Here is an 18,857-nt window from a genome sequence, read left to right as displayed (position 1 = left end):
TCGAAGGGTCGTCTGGGGTTCTCAAATCGGTGCGCTTCATGCGGTCAGCACCAATCCGCTTGTGGGAACTCCGGTCCCAGCCGTGACGACGACCTTCTCGGCGCTCTCGACCTGGTTGACCGAGGTCCCGCGGATCTGCCGGACCCCTTCGGCGATCCCGTTCATGCCGTGGATGTAGGCCTCGCCCAGCTGGCCGCCGTGGGTGTTGAGTGGCAACCGGCCACCGACCTCGAGGGCTCCCGGCTCCCGGACGAAGTCCTTGGCCTCGCCGCGCCCGCAGAACCCCAGCTCTTCGAGTTGGAGGAGCGTGTACGGGGTGAAGTGGTCGTAGAGGATCGCCATGTCCATGTCGTCGGGACGCAGCCCCGACTGCGACCAGAGCTGGCGGCCGACGAGCCCCATCTCCGGCAGACCGGCGAGCTCATCCCGGTAGTAGCTGGTCATGATGTACTGGTCGGCCGCACTGCCGGCAGCGGCGGCGGCGATCACGGCGGGCTTGTGCGGCAGGTCTTTCGCCCGTTCCGGGGACACGATGACGAGTGCGACGCCACCGTCGGACTCCTGGCAGCAGTCGAGCAGATGCAGGGGTTCGGCGATGTAGCGCGAGTTCTGGTGATCCTCCAGGGTGATCGGCTTGTCGTAGAAGAACGCGTCCGGGTTGACCGCCGCATGCTTGCGGTCGACGACGGCGATACGCCCGAAATCCTCGCTGGTGGACCCGAAGTCGTGCATGTAGCGCTGCGCGATCATCGCGACGAAGGCGGCCGGGGTGGACAGACCGTGCGGGTAGGTGAAGGCGTTCTCGGTACCCGAGGAGTTCTCCTGGTTCGCCACCGCCGAATTCACCTGTCCGAAGCGCAGACCGGATCGCTCGTTGAAGGCACGGTAGGCCACCACGACGTCGGCGACGCCGGTGGCCACCGCCATCGCGGCCTGCTGGACCGTGGCACACGCGGCACCACCGCCGTAGTGGATCCGCGAGAAGTACGTCAGGTCTCCGATACCCACTGCTCGCGCGACGGAGATCTCGCTGTTGGTGTCCATCGTGAAGGTGACGAGACCGTCGACGTCGGCGGGTGTGAGACCGGCGTCGGCGATCGCCGCCGACACCGCCTCCGCGGCGAGCCGCAGCTCGCTGCGACCGGAATCCTTGGAGAACTCGGTGGCGCCGATTCCGGCGATCACCGCCTGGCCGGACAGTGACCCCATCAGAGTTCCTCCCCTCGACCGGCCGGGCCTCGATGCTCCGACCCCGAACCCACGGCGGCGGGCTCGGCCGCGCCGATCGTGAGTGTGACCGTCGAGATGACGTGCTTGCCCAGCGAATTGGTGCCGGTCACGGCGACCGTGATCACCCCGTCGTCGACGGCGGTGACCTCGCCGGTGAAGGTGACGGTGTCGTAGGCATACCAGGGGACGCCGAGTTTCAGTGCGATCGAGCCGATCCGGGCGGACGGACCGGCCCAGTCGGTGATGAACCGTTCCACCAGTCCGGTGTCGGTGAGGATGTTGACGAAGATGTCCTTGGACCCCTTGGCCTGTGCGAGATCGCGATCGTGGTGCACGTCTTGGAAGTCGCGCGTGGCCAGCGCAGTCGCCACCACGAACGTCGGCGTCGCCTCGATCGTCAACGGCGGCAGCGTCGTTCCGACCGCCGCGGGGTAAGCTGCAACGCTCGTCATGCCGGAGCACCTTCCGTCGTCGTGGCCGGTTCCCACGCGTGCAGTGTCCACGGGTCGGCCCCGGTCTCCTCGTCGGCCGGGAAGTCCAGATAGGTTGCCCGCACGCGCATGCCGATCGACACCTCGTCCGGTTCGACGCCCCGGAGTTCGCCGAGCATGCGAACCCCTTCGTCGAGTTCGACGAGCGCCACCACGAACGGCAGCTGCCGTCCGGGGACCTTCGGCGCGCGGTGGACGACGTAGCTGTAGATGGTTCCGGTACCGGCCGCGACCACGTACTCCGTCGGCGGGACCGTTCCGTCGGCCGCACGCGGTTTCCAGGTCGCAGGCACGGGCGGGTGACGCAGCACGCCGTCGCCATCACGCTGGATCCGCAGCTCATGCGCGGCCACCCCCTCCCAGAAGAAGGCGGTGTCCCGGGATGCGCTGGGCTTCAGCAATCGCGCCGGGTCCAGGTCGGCAGGTACGTCGGCAACCGGCGCCTGCTCGGTCGCCGTGGTCCTGGCCGCGGGCCGGAATTTGAGGATGCGGAACCGCATCTCGGCGACGACCTCCCGCGTCCCGCTGCCGTCCCCGACCGACCAGACGTTCTTGGTCGTGAAGAACCAGCCCTCACCGAGGGCGGTGTTCTTCGGGCCCACCACCTCCACGAGCTCGGCCGACAGCGCGACCTCTTCGCCCGGGCGGGTGTAGCGGTGATAGACGGTGTCGCAGTTGGTCGCCACCACCGAGGTGAAGCCGGCCTCGTCGAAGAGTTCGCTCGCGCGGCCCAATGGGTCATCCGCCGTCCGCACGCCGTGGAGGCCGCGCATCGTCCACACCTGCGCCATCGCGGGCGGCGCGACGATGCCGGGATGTCCGGCGTCCCGGGCGGCGTCGGCGTCGGTGTAGACGGGGTTCGTGTCCCCCATCGCCTCGACCCAGTTGTTGATCATGGGCTGGTTGATCGGGTCCCGACCGGTGACCGGCGCGCTCGGGCCGGCGTCGATGATCTCCTGCGCGGCGGCACGGATCGCCTCGTCTTCGGCGACGCCGTCGCGGGCGAGTTCGGGCGCGCTCATCGCTTGGCTCGCGGGAGGCCGAGACCGGCGGTCGCGATCATGTCGCGCATGACCTCGTTGACTCCACCGCCGAAGGTGATGACCACGTGGCGCTTCTGCTGGACGTCGAGCCAGTTCACCAGCGCCGCGGTCTCCGGATCGGTGAAATCGCCGTAGCGCCCGACGATCTCGTCGACCATCCGGCAGACGGTCTGGATGCGTTCGGTCGAGAACACCTTGGTGGCCGCCGCGTCGGCCATCGAGATGGCCTCTCCCGTCGCGGCCACCTGCCAGTTGAGCAACTCGTTGATACGGCCGTACGCGTCGATGGTGGCGAGCGCGCGGCGGACGTCCGGATGCTTCGCGATGACCGTCCCGTCAGGACCGGGCCGCTGCACCCACGCACGCACCCGCGCGGCGAGTCCGTCGATCCGGCCGGCCGGGCCCAGCATGACGCGTTCGTGATTGAGCTGGGTGGTGATCAGTTTCCAGCCGCCGCCCTCGTCGCCGACGCGCATCGACACCGGAACCCGAACATCCTGGTAGTAGGTGGCATTGACGTGATGCGCACCGTCGGCGGTGATGATCGGCGTCCAGGTGAAGCCCGGATCGGACGTGTCGACGATGAGGATCGAGATCCCCTTGTGCTTCGGCGCGTCCTTGTCCGTGCGGACGGCGAGCCAGATGTAATCGGCGTCGTGCCCACCGGTCGTGAAGATCTTCTGCCCGTTGACCACATAGTGGTCGCCGTCGCGGACCGCGGTGGTGGTCAACGACGCCAGGTCGGTGCCGGCCTCGGGTTCGGTGTACCCGATGGCGAAGTGCACGTCACCGGCCAGGATCGCGGGCAGGAACTTCTGCTTCTGATCCTCGGTGCCGTGCACCTGCAGCGTCGGCCCGACGGTCTGCAGCGTCACCGACGGCAGCGGGACGTCGGCACGCACCGCCTCGTTGGTGAAGATCTGCTGTTCGATCTCGCCGAAGCCCTTGCCGCCGAACTCCTTCGGCCAGCCGACGCCCAGCCAGCCGTCGTCGCCCATCCGCTTGATGACCTTGCGGTAGGTCGGTCCGTGGCGTTCGGTGAGCATCACCGCCGCCTCATCGGGAGTGACCAGATCGGCGAAGTACTCGCGCAGTTCCGCGCGCAGCGCGCGCTGTTCGGGGGTCAGATCAATGAACATCGGGCACCTCTGCGATACGGGTGTCGTCGGCGGGGACGTCGGTGATGTCGGCGAGCTCGTCGAGCCGCACGTGCGCTCCGCCCACCAGGCGCGCCAGGTCCTTGGTGAGGGAGAAGTAGCGGTGCAGCGGATAGGTGATGTCGACTCCGATGCCGCCGTGCAGGTGGGTCATCGTCCGCGTGGTCGGCGGGATCTCCTCGGCCAGCCAGTAGGCGGCGATCGCGAGATCGGTTGCGGCGTCGAGTCCCTCGGACAGTCGCCAGGCCGCCGCAGTGGTCGCCAGTTCCATCGACCGGCCGACGACGTAGATGTCCGCCAGTTGCTGACCCACCGCCTGGAACAGGGCGATCGGCTTGCCGAACTGTTCACGCGTCGAGACGTGGTCGGCGGTCAGGCGGGTGGCGCCGGCGACCAGGCCGTCCGCATAGGCGCACAGGGCCAGGCGATACCGGTCGCGGAGAACCGCGAGGTCGCGGACCACGATGTCGGCGTCGTCGACGGGTACGTCGTCGAAGGTCACCGTGTACTCGCCCCAGCCACTCGAGGTCGGCGTGCGCGCGATGGCGACCCCCTCGGCGTCGGGGGACACGGCGACGACGCCCGCATCGGCGGCGACGAGGAACAGCGAGGCACCGTCGGCGTGCAACACCCCGACCTTCGTGCCGCTGAGCCGACCGTCACGGACAGACGTCCGCGGTGTGGCGGTCAGGGCGTCACCGTGTTCGCCGATCGCAACCGACACCCAACTCCCGCCGGTGAGCGACTTCCCGAAGCGCGACCACACCGACCCCTCGCCCGACTGGGCGTCGGCTCTGCCGAACACGAGCGCCGCGGTCAGCGACCCGAGCGCGGGCGTCACCGACGCGGCGCGACCCATCCGGCGGAACAACGGGAGCAGACCCGACTCGTCGACATCGTCGCCGTCGAGCGCAGCCGGCAACGGCAGCGCAAGCAGCCCGGCGTCGACGAGTGCCTGCCAGCCTTCGGCTTCGAACCCTCCGCGGGTCGCGTCCGTCCCCCCGGGATCGTGCCCACCGAACGTCGACTCCCAGTCGGGCTGTCGTCGTGCGAACACGTCCTCGGCGACGTCGCGAACCGCGATCGCAGTGCCGTCCAGGGCAAAGTCCACCCTGTGCCTCCCTCACCATGAACCCGTCAAGAACTAGAACCTGTTCTAGTTGTATCAGAATCCGTGCGCAAGGGTGTCGGAATCGGCGCCTATCTGCGGTTTCGGCATTTCGGCCGCAGTCAGGACCGGGGCAAACCGAGAATGCGTTCCGCAGCAGCCGTGCGCAGGATCTGGGTCGTCCCGCCCGCGATGGACAGGCACCGGTTCTGCAGCACCGCGTCGGAGGCCTCGGACGCCGCCAGACCGGCGGCCCCCAGGAGCCGCAGCGCGAGATCGGGCACGGACTGCCGGTGTTCGACGCCGATCAGTTTGCGCACACTCGACAACGCGCCCGGATCGAGCCCGGCCAGTTGCCTCGTCGCCGCCCGCGCATCGAGGACCCGGCCGACATGCGCGTCGGCGAGCTGCATGCCGAGCGCCGACAGCTCCTCGTCGGTCAGCTCCCGGTCCATCGACCGCACCTGCGACAGCAGCGCCTCCATCTCCTTGCCCAGACCGGTCCCACCCATTGCCACCCGCTCGTTCGCGAGGGTGGTGCGGGCCAAGCGCCAGCCGCCGTTCACGTCGCCGACGACGCAGTCATCGGGCACGACGACGCCGTCGAGGAAGACCTCGTTGAAGTTGGCCCGTCCGGAGAGCTCGCGCAACGGACGGATGTCGATTCCGGGCGAACTCATGTCGACGAGGAAATAGGTGATGCCCTTGTTCTTGGGCGCGTCGGGATCGGTGCGCGCGAGACAGATCGCCCACTGGGCGTTGTGGGCCTGCGAGGTCCAGATCTTCTGCCCGTCCAGTCGCCAGCCGCCGTCGACCCGCTCGGCTCGGGTTCGCAACGCGGCCAGGTCCGAGCCCGCCTCGGGCTCGGAGAACAACTGACACCACACGATGTCGCCGGCGAGTGTCGGCGCGACGAACCGTTCACGTTGCGCGTCGGTGCCGTGCTCGAGGATCGTCGGGATCGCCCACGCGCCGATCACCAGATCGGGCCGCTCGATGCCGGCCGACTCGAGCTCGATGTCGATCAGCAATTGCAGCGCCGCGTCCGCACCCAGGCCGTGCGGCGCCGGCCAATGCGGGGTCAGATAGCCGGTCTCGGCGAGGAGTCTGCGGCGCTCGTCCGGGGCCGCGTCGGCGATCGCCGCGACGGTGGCCCGGACCTCCTCGCGCCGGTCCTCGACCTGCGACAGGTCGAGACGGAAACGTCGCCGCGTCCCCGACAGGCCGAGCCCGGCGAGTGCGGCGGCGTGCGACGACGCGTTCGCCAGCGTCGCCTGCGCGGCGAGCGCCGCACGGAGATAGAGATGGGCGTCGTGCTCGAAGGTGAACCCGATCCCGCCGAGAACCTGAACGCAGTCCTTGGTGTTGGCGACCGGGTCGCGACCGACCACGACGTCGGCCGCCAGCCTGCTGATCTCGAGTTGCTCGCGGGCGGAGACGAGCTCGTCCCCCGGCGCGGCCGCGAGCACGTCGTCGACCGCGCGGGCGACGTCCCATGCGACCGCGGTGACCCGTTCACTGCGGCACAACATCTCCGCACAGATGTGCTTGATCGCCTGGAACGATCCGATCGGCACGCCGAACTGCGTGCGGACCTTCGCGTACTCGACGGCGGTGTCGAGGGCCCACCGGGTGACGCCGCTCTGGTAGGCGGCGAGCGTCGCCGACAGCAAGCCGGCGACGAACGTCGGGTCCCCGAGTTCGATCAGGTCGTCGACCTCGATCTCGGACACGCGGACGCGGCTGACCGATGCGGTGCCGTCGAGCGGGGTCTGCGGCGCGACATTGGCGACGCCGACACCCGGCGGGACGATCCACCACGACCGTTCGCGGTCGGCGGTCCCGAACTCGACCAGGACGGCGCAACCCTCGACGTACCCGCCGACGAGCCCGAGGTCGAGGTCGCCGCCGGACAGTTCGCGGGCCACCCCGGCGTAACTCGTCGCAGGCGTCACCACCGGCACCGATCCGGCGAGCACCTCCGGCAACAGCGCGGCGCCCCGGTCGGCGCCACCCTCGTGCGCGTCGCGGCGGGCGATCGCAAGCGCGATCGCCGCGGACACCGTCGGACCCAGCGGGCCGGGGACGAGGTCGACCCCGCACTGCTCGAGCATGGCGGCCACGTCGAGGAAACTCGCCCCGAGGCCGTCGGAGGTCTCGGGGACCGCTGCGGCGAACACGCCCAGGTCGGCGATCTGGGACAGCAACTGCGTCCACTGGTCGCGGGGCTTGTCGATGTCGGAACGGACGATGTCGGTCACACTGGTGGAGCGCGCCCAGGACGCGATGCTGTCGCGCACCGCGATCTGCTCGGAAGACGTGGCGATTGTCACTGGCAATCCCTGTATGTCGAGTTGTGACGAATAATTAGAACCTGTTCTAATATGCCATGGGTGTACTCGGATCGGGTACCCACCCGCGATCCACCCGCCAGACCGTTTGACACGTGAGGATGTTCGAGAGCACATGGCCCGTTCTGCACCCGGCAACGCCGCGGTCGACGCTCCCAACGGGGCTGCGGCGCCTGCCGCCTCATCCGAAGCCGGCTCCACCGCGCAGCGCGAACGTCGCCGCCGCATCCTGGACGCCACCCTCGCCCTGGCATCCAAGGGCGGCTACGACGCCGTGCAGATGCGCACCGTCGCCGACAAGGCCGATGTGGCCGTCGGCACGCTGTATCGCTATTTCCCGTCGAAGGTCCACCTGCTGGTCACCGCGCTGGCCCGCGAGTTCGAGCGCGTCGAGTCCAAGGTCGACCGCTCGCAGCTGCGCGGCGACACCGCCATCGACCGGCTCCGGCATGTCCTGGACATGATCACCTTCGCCATGCAGCGCGATCCGCTCCTGACCGAGGCGATGACGCGCGCCTTCATGTTCGCCGATGCATCCGCCACCGCCGAGGTCGACCAGGTCGCCGGGATCATCGACCGGCTCCTCGCGGGCGCCATCGTCGACAACGGGGAGCCGACCGAAGAAGATCTCGCGATCGCCCGTGTCCTCTCCGACGTGTGGATGTCGAACCTCGTGCAGTGGCTCACCCGTCGGGCGTCGGCCACCGACGTCACCAACCGACTCGAGCTGACCGTCCGACTGCTGCTCAAAGATCGCGCCAAGTAGTCACCTCCCCCCTCGAAAGTGACGTCACAACTGGGTGACGAGGGCCTTCTCGGGTTGGGTGCCCTCGACGTTCTCGGCTACCTTTGTTACGTCTGAGAATTTTGTTAACAGAAGGGGCTAGAGGTGCGATCCTCCTGGTTGCGACGACTGTGCGTCGCCGGATGTGCCGTTGCGGTCGCGACCGCCGGATGGGCTCCGGCCGCGCTGGCCGAACCCACACCCGACCCCGATCGCGCCCGCGTCGACACCGTGGTCCACGACTCGGCCCAGCAGTCGACCCTCATCGTGTACTCGGCGGCGATGCGCAAACTCATCCCGGTCAACGTGCTGCGCCCCAAGGACACGACCAAGTCGCGCCCCACGCTCTACCTGCTCAACGGCGCCGGCGGCGGCGAGGACTCGGCGACCTGGGCGGCCAAGACCCAGTACGCGAAGTTCTTCGCCGACAAAGAGGTCAACGTCGTCACGCCGATCGGCGGCGCGTTCTCGTATTACACCGACTGGCAGCACGACGATCCGGTGCTCGGCCGCAACAAGTGGACGACGTTCCTCACCAAGGAACTCCCACCGCTGGTGGACAAGGAATTCGACACCACCGGGGTCAACGCGATCGCCGGGATCTCGATGGCCGGCACGTCGGTGCTCAATCTCGCGATCGCCGCACCGAAGCTGTACCGGTCGGCCGCCGCCTACAGCGGATGCGCCCGCACCAGCGATCCGGTCGGACAGGCCTACATCCGGATGGTCGTCGCCGACCGCGGGCAGGGCAACCTGAACAACATGTGGGGACCGGTCAACTCGGCGGGCTGGCGGGACAACGACCCGTACATCCACGCGGACAAGCTGCGCGGCACCAAGGTCTACATGACCAGCGGGACCGGCATGCCCGGTCAGTTCGACCGGCTCGAGGCGCCGCTGGTCGCCGGCGATCCGCTGACGCTGGCCAACCAGATGGTCATCGGCGGCATCATCGAGGCCGCGGTCAACGAGTGCACCAAGCAGATGGTCTCGCGCATGCGGGCCCTCAAGGTGCCGCACGAGGTCACCTTCCGGCCGAGCGGCACGCACTCGTGGGGCTACTGGGAACGTGACCTCGAGACCACCTGGCCGAAGATCGCGGCAGACCTGAGGTGAGCGACGCATCGGACCGCTTGTGGGCCGATGACCTGTCCGTGGGCCAGATCTTCGAGTTCGGCGAGCATGTCGTCAGCGAAGAGGAACTCCTCGACTTCGCTCGCGCATGGGATCCGCAGGACTTCCACGTGGACAAGGACGTCGCCGAACGCGGACCCTACCGAGGGCTCATCGCCAGTGGGCTGCACACGATGTCGATCTATCAGAAGCTCAATGTCACCGGCGTGCTGACCAATTGGCGGGTGATCGCCGGGAAGCGACTCGGCGACGTGGAGTTCCTGCGTCCGGTCCGACCCGGCGACACCCTCACCGGGTCGACCGTCATCGACGCGATCGAATTCGACGACCGCGACCGCGCACTGGTCACCTCGTCGGCGGAGCTGCGAAACGGCGAGGGCAAACCCGTGATGCGCACGGTCGTCGAGGCCTATGTGCACGCCCGTCCGCGCCGTTCGCGCGACTGATCCCCGAACGGTTGCGCTGCAGCGGTTTCGAGGCCCCGTCGACTGTGCGTCTGATTCCGTCGACTGTGCGCCTGATCTCCGATCGTGCCCGGCTCAGCCGACGCCGGGCACCGGGATCTGCGCTCCGGTGATCGCGCTGGAGGCATCGGAGACCAGGAACGAGATCGTTTCCGCGATCGACTCCGGCGACACCCAACCCGCGCGGGACGAGTCGGGCTGACTCGCCCGGTTGCCCGGGGTGTCGATCACCGACGGCAAGATCGCGTTGGCCCGGACGCCGTCGGACTTGTACTCGGCGGCGAGCGCACTGATGAACGCCCACACCGCCGCCTTCGACGTGATGTAACCCGCCGCACCGGAGAAGGGCGCGAACGCCGCCTTGGCCGACACCCCGACGATCGACCCGCCACCGGCCTTGACGAGCTTCGGGATCGCCGCCGCGGACAGCAGATACAGCGGCCGCAGGTTGAGCCGCAGGAGGCGCTCGAACTCGTCGACCGGCGTGGCGTCGACCCGGTCCCCCATCGCGAAACCGCCCACCAGATTCACCACCGCGGTCACCGGCGCCGACGCGTCACCGGCCGCGACCGCCACGACCTCGGCCACCGACGCCTCGTCGAAGAGATCGGCGTGAACACCGACCAGCCGGTCCGATTCGGGCAGCCTCGACAACTCGGACTCGGCGATCCAGGGAACCACCACGCGCCTGCCGTCGTCGAGCAACTTCCGGGTGACCGCCGACCCGAGGCCGCCAGTCCCACCCGACACGATCACCGTCTGAGTCATCCTGCCGACCCTACTGGAGGTGCGTCACCCCGGCGGCTCACGCCGCGCGCCTACGATGGTCGTCGATGACCGACGAGCGCGTTCCCGAGATCGAAGACGATTTGCGGGACCGTGAGCCGGGCGGTCATCCCCCCGTCGAGTCGGACCGGACGAGCATGTTCGCGTCGCTGCGCATCCCCAATTACCGGCTGTTCTACGCGGGGATGGCCGTCTCGATGACGGGTTCGTGGATGCAGGCGACGGCGCAGGCCTGGCTCGTCCTGACGCTGAGCGGGTCGGCATCGGTTCTGGGGCTCATCGTCGCCCTCCAGGCCTTGCCCGTCCTGCTCATCGGTCCGTACGCCGGGGTGATCGCCGATCGCGTGGACCGGCGCCGACTGCTCATCGCCCTGCAGTCGATGATGGGCCTGCTGGCCGCGGCGCTCGCCGTCATCACGCTCACCGGGGTGGTGGAGGTCTGGCACGTGGGCGTATTGGCGGTGATGCTCGGGCTCGGGCACGCCTTCGAACAGCCGGCACGCCAGGCGTTCATCCATCAGATCGTGGGCAAGAACCTGATACGCAACGCGGTCACCCTCAACTCGGTGATGGTCAACGCCGCCCGCGCGGTGGGTCCGGCCGTCGCCGGCGTGGTCCTCGGCCTCGTCGGATCCGGTTTGTGCTTCGCCGTCAACGCGGTCAGCTTCGTCGCCGTGGTCGCCTCGCTCCTCGCGCTCGACTCGTCGAAGATCACGACGGAGACCCCGATCCCACGCGCGAAAGGCCAGCTGCGAGAAGGTCTCCGATATGTCCGCGGCAGCCCCGCGCTCTGGATTCCGCTGGCCACGATGGCGCTCGTCGGGACGTTGACGTACAACTTTCCGGTCACCCTGCCGGCCGTCGCGGACTTCGTGTTCGACGGCGGGCCCGAGGCACTGGGCTTCATGACGTCGGCGATGGGTGTGGGTGCGGTTGTCGGCGGCCTGGTGGTCGCGGCTCGCGGAACGACCGGCCTGCGCCCACTCACGCTGGCCGCGTTCGGCTTCGGCGTCGCGGTCGGGGCGACCGCCCTCGCACCGAATCTGCCGACTGCGATCTGTGCGCTCTTCGGAGTCGGCTGGCTGAGTGTCACGTTCATGTCGACCGGCAATGCCACACTGCAACTGAACTCCGAACCGCGGATGCGGGGTCGGGTGATGGCGTTGTGGTCGGTGGCGTTCATGGGGTCGACGCCGATCGGGGGTCCGATCGTCGGCGCGATCATCGAGACCTTCGACGCGCGTGTCGGTCTCGCGGTCGGAGCAGTCGCGTGTCTGGTCGCCGGAGCACTGGCCTTCCTGGCCGCTCGCCGCAGCGGCGCCGCTCTCCCCTAGACGAGCGGCCGTCCCATCCGGACCCGAAGCCGAACATCGGCGAGCAGAAGACGAAAACCCAATCGGGACAGCCACAGCGGCGTGCGACGCTCCTTCTCCACCAGCCCGGCGATGTAGCCGTCGAACCACTCCTGGTCCTCGTCGGTCCACTCGACCCGGAGAGCGTCGCGGAACGGCTGGGGCAGATAGCCGATGGTCCGGCGGAGTTTGACCGGGCCGTACTTCTCCTGGATGCGGGTCGGCGCGTAGCCGAAGTTCGCGATGTCGAGCAGGAAGTCGCGGATCTCGTCACTGATCTCGATGCGCGAGACCTGGTCGTCCCAGTAGGCCGTGAACTCGTCGCGCGTGGCGGGCCAGGCCTCGGCGGGCATCTGCAGCGTCGTGCCGCAGACCTTGCCCTGCTGGTAGAACTTCTCGCGATCCGCGCCGTGGAGGGGGCCGTGCACCCGTTCGTAGATGTCCTCCCAGCCGTAGTACAGACACGCCGCGACCCACAGCTGCAGGTCGGTGTTCATCGCGTTGTACTCGACCGGACTGTTCTCGTCCGACCGCACCTGTGCGTGCTGCCGGTTGACGGCGTGCCGGTACCGGCGCCGGTCGTCGGCGTTGCCGAGCATCGCGACCGCGAGGTACGACGCGGTGGTCCGGGCGCGCTTGACCGGATGACGATCGAGTCGCCCGTTCTCGACCTTGCTGTGTGCGACGCCGTATCCGACCGCCGGGTTCGCCAGCTGCATGATCACGTTCGTCGTGCTCATCGTCTGCCCCATCGACAGCAGCGAACGCGCGAAGAAGCTGCTGTCGATGTTGTCCATCTCGGTCCGCGACATGCGCTGATCGCCCTGCGTCATGGCCCCGCCCATTCTGATAACAAGTGTTGCCTGATTGTGTCGTGGCCAGCTTAGCGCGTGTCGACACATCGGTCGACAGTCCCGGATGCAGCGAACCCCGGCTCACCCGAAGGTGAGCCGGGGTTCGGCGTCTGTCTTCTGCCGGATCAGTAGGTGTAGAAACCGCGACCGGTCTTCCGTCCGAGGCGGCCGGCGTCGACCATGCGGCGCAGCAGGGCCGGCGGCGCATAGTGGGGTTCGGCGAACTCCGCGTACAGCGACTCCGCGGCGGACAACGTGACGTCGAGGCCGATGGTGTCGAGCAGGGTCAGCGGACCCATCGGGTAGCCGCAGCCGCCCTTCATCGCGAGGTCGATGTCCTCGGCCGAGGCGTAACCCGAATCGAACATCCGGATCGCCTGACACAGGTATGGGATGAGCAGGGCGTTGACGATGAAACCGGACCGGTCGCCCGCGCGGACCGCGGTCTTGCCGAGGGTGTCGGTGACGTATGCGCTCACGGCGTCGGCCGTCTCGGGCGCGGTCGTCAGCGTGGAGATGATCTCGACCAGCGGCATCACCGGCACCGGGTTGAAGAAGTGCACGCCGACGACGCGCTCGGGCGTCTTGGTCGCCGTTGCGACCTTGATGATCGGGATCGACGACGTGTTCGTGGCGAGGATGGTGTTCGCGCCGGTTGCCTGATCGAGGTTCGCGAAGATCTCGCGCTTGAGCTCTTCGATCTCGGGGGCCGCCTCGATCACGAGCTCGCGATCGGCGAGGTCGGCGTAGTCGGTCGTCACCCGCAGACGCCCGAGCGCGGCGTCGGCGTCGTCCTGGGCTAGCTTGTTCCGGCTGACCGCCTTGGCCAACGACTTCTCGACCCGCGATCGCGCGGCGTCGGCGAACTCCTGCTTGACCTCGACGATCACGACGTCGCTGCCCGCCTTGGCACACACCTCCGCGATGCCCGCACCCATGGTGCCTCCGCCGATGACGCCGATCTGCTGCACAGTGAACCTCCGAAGTCGAGTGGTACGACAAACGGTAGTCGGTCCTCGGATCAGCCGATCGAACGACTCCTGGCATCTCGGGAACATTCGCCCCGGGTGCCGCCTCCAAGTACACGAACCGCCCGGAAGCACTGCACCAGCAGCGCTCCACCACCCTCAGCGATCCACGTGGAAGGACCCACCATGAGCACCGAGATCCCCGCCGACGCCGTTCTCATCGACACCGACGGCGACGGGGCCGTCGACGCCGCACTCACCGATGTCGACGGTGACGGCACCACCGACGCCATCCTCGACACCGACGGCGACGGCCAGGCCGACTCCATCGCCTACGACACCGATGCCGACGGCGAGATCGACGTCATCGAAGCCGACACCGACGCCGACGGTCTCACCGACATCGCAGTGGCCGACACCGACGGTGACGGCACCTTCGACACCGCCGTCGACGACGAGGGCAACGTCGAGGTCGGCGACTACGGCAGCATCGACGGCGGCGACGCCGTCTGACCGGGTTCCATCCCCTCCATCGACAGCCGGTCCGGCGATCCCGGGCCGGTTGTCTGCGTCGGGGCCGATTCGACGATTCCGCCGTGTCGTCTCACCCCGCCCGCTAGCGTGACTCAGATCACGATCGGGGGATGCGATGATGCCAGTTCGATTCGACGCGCACGTTTCGGCCCGCCCGGCAGGGCGATGGCGCCGACGATCCCGCGCCGTCACGTGTCTCGCCGCCGGCGCGACACTCCTCGCCACGATGCTGGTCGCCGCACCCGCACAGGCGGCCAACCACCTGTTCCCCGACATCTCCGAGGTGTCGGTTCCCCAGGCCGAGTGTGGCCCAGGGTCGCAACCCGAACCGGGCCTGCAGGGTGACGTCAGCGCCGAGGATCGCCTGTCCGGACGCAGCATGCGCGGCTACCGCTGCAACATCACGCGACTCGGCGGGGTGCGCGGCGCGGGCGGTGGCATCGTGTCGGCGAACTTCGAGCACTGCAGCTACACCGGCAGCCTGTTCCCCGGGAACAACTGGGTGAACCCGCCGGGCGTTCAGGTCATCGACGCCTCGAACCCCCGCGCACCGCGAGTGGTCGGCTCGCTGACCGACCCGGCGATGCGCGGCGGCACCTGGGAGACCCTGAAGGTCAACAAGGAACGCAAGCTCCTCGCCGCGACCTCGGTGCCGCTGCTGTGGGGCGGCGGCTTCTTCGCCGTGTACGACATCTCCGACTGCGCCCGCCCCAAACTCCTCAACAGGGGACCGGGCACGTCGACGCCACTCCCGTTCACCTCGCACGAGGGCGGCTTCTCCCCCGACGGCCGCACCTACTGGGCCTCCGGCGTCTTCCCCGGTCACCTCAGCGCCATCGACATCGCCGAGCCCCGGTCGCCCCGCGTCATCTGGCAGGGGCTCCACTCGTTTCTCGGGCACGGCTTCGGCGTCTCGCCGGACGGCAATCGGATGTTCCTGTCCAACATGGCCGGGGTGACCGTGCTCGACATCAGCGACGTCCAGCGCCGACGGCCGCACCCCCAGGTCCCCCACATCGCCGCGTATCTGTGGCCCGACGGCCAGCTCAACCAGCATTCGATCCCGATCACCTACCGCGGCCGGCCGCACATCGTCACCGCGGACGAGGCCGGCTCCGGCGGGGTGAAGATCTTCGACGTGACGAGGGTGAACAAACCCCGCTACACCGCGCAGATCAAACTCGAGATCAATCTCCCGGAGAACCTCGACACCAACCTGCGGTCGTCGACCGGCGGTTCGCTGTTCAGCAGCAATCCGCACTACTGCGCGGTCGACCGGCCGAACGATCCCACCGCCCTGGCATGCGGCTGGGAGTCGTCGGGCATCCGAGTCTTCGACATCCGCGACCTCGACCGGATTCGCGAGATCGCCTACTACAACCCGCCGGCCCGTACCGGCACCACCCTGCTGGAGACACCCAACTCGCCGCACGTCGTCGGTTCGCTGCTGGGTGTGCCCGCCGTCGAATTCCTCAGTCTCGGGATGTCGATCGCGAACGGCAAGGTCCGGTTGAACGAGATGGTCGGTCCGCGTAGCGGAATGGTCGTCGGCGGCGACATGTCGACCGACTGGTGCATGTCCCCGCCGGAGTTCCGGGGCAACGAGCTGCGGGTCACCTGTTCCGACGGCGGTTTCCAGGTGTTGCAGCTGAGTCCCGCGGTGTACACCCCGCCGCCGGACCAGAACTCCTCGATCGGATGAGCAGTCGTCGGCCCGGCGTCCCGCTGGTGCGGGCGGCTGTCCTCGGCGTCACCGCCGCCCTGCTCGTCACCATGGGCGTCGTCATCGGTGCGGTGTGGCCGGGACGCGACCACGACTCCTCCGCGATGAGCCTGTCGGACATCGGCTTCGCCCAGGACATGTCGACGCATCACGACCAGGCCATCCTGATGTCGCGGACGATCGGCGCGGTACCCGGGGTCACACCGCAGATCCGCGGTGTCGCCGACCGGATCGTGTACACGCAGACCGCCGAGACCGCGACCATGCGAGGCTGGCTGCAGTGGTTCGACCAGCCGATCACCGCGGCGGAGCCGATGTCCTGGATGTCCGGCGGGCACTCCCACCACGGCGCCGGACCCGACGACTCCCGTCCGCCGATGCCGGGCATGGCCAGCATCGACGAGGTCGGCCGGCTCTCCACGCTGCCACCGGACGAGGCGGAGATCTTGTTCCTGCAGTTGATGATCCGCCACCATCGCGGCGGCATGTCGATGGCCCAGGCGGCCTACAACGACGCGCGTTCCGGCTCCGCGACAAAAGACCTGGCGCTCATGATGATCGGCGACCAGGGCGACGAGATCGGGGTGATGACGATGCTGCTCAAGGAGCGCGGCGCCGACCCGCTGCCGACCTGATCACGGGTCGTCAACGAATCGGCGTCAGCCTCAATCGGTCTTCGGATGCAGGGTGAACATCTCCCACACCTCTTTCTGGTCCGCCGCCCAGGGGTCGTAGACGAACGGTGCGTGACGCAGGGCCATCCCCGCCTTGCGTGGCGTCCGGTTGGCCTTGAACCCGTTGCAGGACTTGCATGCCGCGACCTGATTGCCGAACGTGCTCGGGCCGCCCTGCGACACCGGGACGATGTGGTCGACGGTGTCTGCCGGTCCGTCGCAGTACGCACAGATCCACTGATCACGGCGCAGGATGGTCGCGTTCGACGCATACGAGTCCATCGTCTTACCGGCGAACGGGCGGTAGGCATCTCGCTTGATCGCCACCACCTTGTGAATGGGCAGCGACAGCGTCGGGGAATGGACGACGCGAACCAGCGGGGTGCCCTCGACGTTCCGCGCGACCTCGGTGGTCAGCAGGACGGCCGCACGACGCCAGGTGACGCGCGCCAGGATCTGCAGTCCGGCATTGGTGACGAAGATGGTCATGACAGCTCCTCGATGCGTGGGCGAGTGAGTGCGCCGACCACCGAGGTTCATGACCTCAGGAACTGGTGACGCGTGATGTGATCGGTCCGGGCCTGCCGTCGGATTTCAGTCCGCATCGACGCTCGGATGGGGCCGTCCGCCACTCGCCGGCGAAAGCCTTGTCACCCATCAACATCTGCGTCACCTCCTCTCGTTGGTCTGGCCTGCTCTGTCGCCACGATAACCGCGGTCGATGAGCACTGCCACCGTTTATGTCCGGCGTGTTCGGATGTTCACCCAGTTCACACGGGCTGTTTGCAGGACTTTTTCACCGCGAGCCGGTCCCGCGGGAGAATGTCCGACGCTATCTTCGGCGGATGCCCACCGAGGAGACCGCCGAGAATCCCCCACCGTCGTCGCCCGTGTCGACCCTCGACGCGTTCGCGTCGGTGACGCTGGGGTTGGTGCACGCCGTCTTGGCACTGATCACGGTCGCCGCCGCGGCGCTGACGGCATTCGTCACCGACGCGTGCGCCTACGAGGCGTGCGGGAGTCCGGTCTGGACCGAGGTGGCCGTCGGGGTGGGCATCGGGTCCGCGATCGTGCTGCTGGCGGTGTCGGTGACCCTCGTCGTCCGCCGCGTGCGCCGAGGACTCCCGGCGTGGCCGGCCGCAGCGTGGTGCTGCGCCATCCAGCTGGTGATGATCTTCGTGGTACTCGAGATCGGCAGCCAGGCCGGGACCCTCGACTGAATGGTCAGAAGATCTCGGGCAGATCGTCCGAGACGGTGTTGGGGTAGGTCGCCGGACGCTTCTCCAGGAACGACATGACGCCTTCGTACACGTCACCGGACTGCCCGCGGTAGAAGATCGCCTTCGAGTCGGCGTGGTGGGCGTCGAGCGGGCTCGGCGCACCGGCCATCCGCCAGAGCAGCTGCCGGGTCAGTGCCGCCGAGACGGGCGCACTGTTCGCGGTCATCTCGCGGGCGACGGCGATCGCGGTGTCGAGGACCTGCTCCTTGGGCACCACCTGCTGGACCAGTCCGCGCTCGTGGGCTTCGGCGACCGGGACCATCTTGGCGCCGATCGTCCACTGCAGTGCGGTCGGCAGTCCGACGAGCCGGGGCAGGAACCAGCTCGACGCGGCTTCGGGTACGAGGCCTCGCGCCGCGAAGACGAAGCCGAACTTCGCATCCTCCGAGGCGATCCGGACGTCGGCGGGCAGCGTCATCGTGACGCCGACACCGGCCGACGGCCCGTTCACGGCCACCACGATCGGCTTGAGCGAGGCGAACATCCGCAGCGTGAGCTTGCCGCCCTCGTCCGCGGGAATCTCATCGGACTCGACAGCTGACGAGGCGTCGAACGACGACCCGCCCGCCTCGAGATCCGCACCCGCACAGAACGCGCGTCCGTTGCCGGTGATCACCACCGCTCGGACGGAGTCATCGGCGTCGGTGTCGTCGAACGCGGCTCGCAGCTCCTCACCCATCTGCAGGGTGAAGGCGTTGAGCCGGTCGGGCCGGTTGAGCCGGAAGATCGCGACCTCGCCGTCCCGCTCGACGGTGATGGTGGGCTGGTCCTGCCGGGACTTGCGCCCGACCTCTGATGTATCGCTCGTCACAGGTCGATGCTATCGGGCGCTGGGACACTCCGCGTCGCCTGTGTCAATCCGTCCCGGAATCACCACAACGGCGGCGCCACCCTTGTCGGGTGACGCCGCCGTCAGTGGTGTCA

Annotated in this window: 19 protein-coding genes; 8 read left to right on the top strand and 11 right to left on the bottom strand. The window is 68.3% G+C overall.

Going from position 1 to position 18,857, the window contains the following annotated elements; genetic code table 11:
- Positions 1-36: 36 nt before the first annotated feature.
- The 6 genes from BCM27_RS04355 to BCM27_RS04330 all read right to left on the bottom strand — a co-directional run bounded on the left by BCM27_RS04355 (position 37) and on the right by BCM27_RS04330 (position 7,362).
- The gene (locus BCM27_RS04355; RefSeq protein WP_004020708.1) at positions 37-1,209 is read right to left on the bottom strand and encodes a lipid-transfer protein; all 1,173 of its coding nucleotides are present in this window, start codon (positions 1,207-1,209) and stop codon (positions 37-39) included.
- Entirely contained in the window at positions 1,209-1,682 is a 474-nt protein-coding gene (locus tag BCM27_RS04350; RefSeq protein WP_004020709.1) for a MaoC family dehydratase, read from the bottom strand. Before BCM27_RS04350 ends, BCM27_RS04355 begins: the two co-directional genes overlap by 1 nt.
- Positions 1,679-2,743 (bottom strand): bifunctional MaoC family dehydratase N-terminal/OB-fold nucleic acid binding domain-containing protein, encoded by a 1,065-nt coding sequence (locus BCM27_RS04345; RefSeq protein ID WP_004020710.1) that lies wholly within the window; start codon positions 2,741-2,743, stop codon positions 1,679-1,681. The genes BCM27_RS04350 and BCM27_RS04345 overlap by 4 nt, the downstream gene beginning before the upstream one ends.
- On the bottom strand, positions 2,740-3,903 hold the full coding sequence (locus BCM27_RS04340) for an acyl-CoA dehydrogenase family protein (RefSeq protein WP_004020711.1): 1,164 nt from the start codon (positions 3,901-3,903) through the stop codon (positions 2,740-2,742). Before BCM27_RS04340 ends, BCM27_RS04345 begins: the two co-directional genes overlap by 4 nt.
- Positions 3,893-5,032: an acyl-CoA dehydrogenase family protein gene (locus BCM27_RS04335; protein ID WP_004020712.1), complete on the bottom strand. Its 1,140-nt coding sequence runs from the start codon at positions 5,030-5,032 to the stop codon at positions 3,893-3,895. The genes BCM27_RS04340 and BCM27_RS04335 overlap by 11 nt, the downstream gene beginning before the upstream one ends.
- A gap of 119 nt (positions 5,033-5,151) precedes the next feature.
- Positions 5,152-7,362, bottom strand: coding sequence for an acyl-CoA dehydrogenase family protein (locus BCM27_RS04330; RefSeq protein ID WP_004020713.1), 2,211 nt, complete (start codon positions 7,360-7,362; stop codon positions 5,152-5,154).
- 133 nt (positions 7,363-7,495) lie between these two features.
- Here BCM27_RS04330 and kstR point away from each other — a divergent pair, with 133 nt between their 5' ends.
- The 3 genes from kstR to BCM27_RS04315 all read left to right on the top strand — a co-directional run bounded on the left by kstR (position 7,496) and on the right by BCM27_RS04315 (position 9,744).
- Positions 7,496-8,146 carry a cholesterol catabolism transcriptional regulator KstR gene (kstR, locus tag BCM27_RS04325; RefSeq protein WP_004020714.1) on the top strand — a complete coding sequence of 217 codons (651 nt, stop codon included), beginning with the start codon at positions 7,496-7,498 and terminating at the stop codon, positions 8,144-8,146.
- Positions 8,147-8,269: 123 nt separating this feature from the next.
- Positions 8,270-9,280: an alpha/beta hydrolase gene (locus BCM27_RS04320; RefSeq protein ID WP_004020715.1), complete on the top strand. Its 1,011-nt coding sequence runs from the start codon at positions 8,270-8,272 to the stop codon at positions 9,278-9,280.
- Positions 9,277-9,744 (top strand): MaoC/PaaZ C-terminal domain-containing protein, encoded by a 468-nt coding sequence (locus BCM27_RS04315; RefSeq protein ID WP_033204363.1) that lies wholly within the window; start codon positions 9,277-9,279, stop codon positions 9,742-9,744. The genes BCM27_RS04320 and BCM27_RS04315 overlap by 4 nt, the downstream gene beginning before the upstream one ends.
- Before the next feature lie 93 nt (positions 9,745-9,837).
- On the opposite strand, the gene BCM27_RS04310 is transcribed toward BCM27_RS04315, so the two are convergent.
- Positions 9,838-10,530, bottom strand: coding sequence for an SDR family NAD(P)-dependent oxidoreductase (locus tag BCM27_RS04310; protein WP_004020717.1), 693 nt, complete (start codon positions 10,528-10,530; stop codon positions 9,838-9,840).
- 65 nt (positions 10,531-10,595) lie between these two features.
- On the opposite strand from BCM27_RS04310, the gene BCM27_RS04305 reads away from it, so the two are divergent.
- A complete protein-coding gene (locus tag BCM27_RS04305; protein ID WP_004020718.1) occupies positions 10,596-11,882 on the top strand; it encodes an MFS transporter in 1,287 nt (428 codons plus the stop codon).
- Here the strand turns inward: BCM27_RS04305 and BCM27_RS04300 are convergent.
- Both BCM27_RS04300 and BCM27_RS04295 read right to left on the bottom strand, forming a co-directional pair.
- The gene (locus tag BCM27_RS04300) at positions 11,879-12,745 is read right to left on the bottom strand and encodes an oxygenase MpaB family protein (RefSeq protein ID WP_004020719.1); all 867 of its coding nucleotides are present in this window, start codon (positions 12,743-12,745) and stop codon (positions 11,879-11,881) included. The genes BCM27_RS04305 and BCM27_RS04300 overlap by 4 nt on opposite strands.
- Positions 12,746-12,879: 134 nt before the next feature.
- Positions 12,880-13,725 (bottom strand): 3-hydroxybutyryl-CoA dehydrogenase, encoded by an 846-nt coding sequence (locus BCM27_RS04295; protein WP_004020720.1) that lies wholly within the window; start codon positions 13,723-13,725, stop codon positions 12,880-12,882.
- Between the two features lie 183 nt (positions 13,726-13,908).
- Between BCM27_RS04295 and BCM27_RS04290 the strand changes: the two genes are divergently transcribed.
- The 3 genes from BCM27_RS04290 to BCM27_RS04280 all read left to right on the top strand — a co-directional run bounded on the left by BCM27_RS04290 (position 13,909) and on the right by BCM27_RS04280 (position 16,614).
- Positions 13,909-14,235, top strand: a complete 327-nt coding sequence (locus tag BCM27_RS04290; protein ID WP_004020721.1) for a hypothetical protein — start codon at positions 13,909-13,911, stop codon at positions 14,233-14,235.
- A 247-nt stretch (positions 14,236-14,482) separates the two neighbouring features.
- A complete protein-coding gene (locus BCM27_RS04285; RefSeq protein ID WP_004020722.1) occupies positions 14,483-15,958 on the top strand; it encodes an LVIVD repeat-containing protein in 1,476 nt (491 codons plus the stop codon).
- The gene (locus BCM27_RS04280; protein ID WP_004020723.1) at positions 15,955-16,614 is read left to right on the top strand and encodes a DUF305 domain-containing protein; all 660 of its coding nucleotides are present in this window, start codon (positions 15,955-15,957) and stop codon (positions 16,612-16,614) included. The genes BCM27_RS04285 and BCM27_RS04280 overlap by 4 nt, the downstream gene beginning before the upstream one ends.
- Before the next feature lie 30 nt (positions 16,615-16,644).
- Here the strand turns inward: BCM27_RS04280 and BCM27_RS04275 are convergent, their stop codons facing one another.
- Entirely contained in the window at positions 16,645-17,142 is a 498-nt protein-coding gene (locus BCM27_RS04275; RefSeq protein ID WP_004020724.1) for an HNH endonuclease, read from the bottom strand.
- A gap of 356 nt (positions 17,143-17,498) precedes the next feature.
- Between BCM27_RS04275 and BCM27_RS04270 the strand changes: the two genes are divergently transcribed.
- The gene (locus BCM27_RS04270) at positions 17,499-17,873 is read left to right on the top strand and encodes a hypothetical protein (protein ID WP_004020725.1); all 375 of its coding nucleotides are present in this window, start codon (positions 17,499-17,501) and stop codon (positions 17,871-17,873) included.
- Positions 17,874-17,877: 4 nt separating this feature from the next.
- On the opposite strand, the gene BCM27_RS04265 is transcribed toward BCM27_RS04270, so the two are convergent.
- A complete protein-coding gene (locus BCM27_RS04265; RefSeq protein WP_004020726.1) occupies positions 17,878-18,744 on the bottom strand; it encodes an enoyl-CoA hydratase-related protein in 867 nt (288 codons plus the stop codon).
- Positions 18,745-18,857: the final 113 nt, after the last annotated feature.

This window comes from Gordonia terrae (genome assembly GCF_001698225.1).
GTDB lineage: Bacteria > Actinomycetota > Actinomycetes > Mycobacteriales > Mycobacteriaceae > Gordonia > Gordonia terrae.
Note: the sequence above shows the minus strand (reverse complement) of the source record. Positions and strands in the feature narration are given on the sequence as shown.

Coding starts and splice junctions, on each gene's coding strand:
- BCM27_RS04340 (WP_004020711.1), bottom strand. CDS start 3,903: ATGTTCATTGATCTGACCCCCGAACAGCGCGCGCTGCGCGCGGAACTG.
- BCM27_RS04285 (WP_004020722.1), top strand. CDS start 14,483: ATGCTGGTCGCCGCACCCGCACAGGCGGCCAACCACCTGTTCCCCGAC.
- kstR (WP_004020714.1), top strand. CDS start 7,496: ATGGCCCGTTCTGCACCCGGCAACGCCGCGGTCGACGCTCCCAACGGG.
- BCM27_RS04280 (WP_004020723.1), top strand. CDS start 15,955: ATGAGCAGTCGTCGGCCCGGCGTCCCGCTGGTGCGGGCGGCTGTCCTC.
- BCM27_RS04270 (WP_004020725.1), top strand. CDS start 17,499: ATGCCCACCGAGGAGACCGCCGAGAATCCCCCACCGTCGTCGCCCGTG.
- BCM27_RS04290 (WP_004020721.1), top strand. CDS start 13,909: ATGAGCACCGAGATCCCCGCCGACGCCGTTCTCATCGACACCGACGGC.
- BCM27_RS04355 (WP_004020708.1), bottom strand. CDS start 1,209: ATGGGGTCACTGTCCGGCCAGGCGGTGATCGCCGGAATCGGCGCCACC.
- BCM27_RS04345 (WP_004020710.1), bottom strand. CDS start 2,743: ATGAGCGCGCCCGAACTCGCCCGCGACGGCGTCGCCGAAGACGAGGCG.
- BCM27_RS04310 (WP_004020717.1), bottom strand. CDS start 10,530: ATGACTCAGACGGTGATCGTGTCGGGTGGGACTGGCGGCCTCGGGTCG.
- BCM27_RS04350 (WP_004020709.1), bottom strand. CDS start 1,682: ATGACGAGCGTTGCAGCTTACCCCGCGGCGGTCGGAACGACGCTGCCG.
- BCM27_RS04305 (WP_004020718.1), top strand. CDS start 10,596: ATGACCGACGAGCGCGTTCCCGAGATCGAAGACGATTTGCGGGACCGT.
- BCM27_RS04300 (WP_004020719.1), bottom strand. CDS start 12,745: ATGGGCGGGGCCATGACGCAGGGCGATCAGCGCATGTCGCGGACCGAG.
- BCM27_RS04275 (WP_004020724.1), bottom strand. CDS start 17,142: ATGACCATCTTCGTCACCAATGCCGGACTGCAGATCCTGGCGCGCGTC.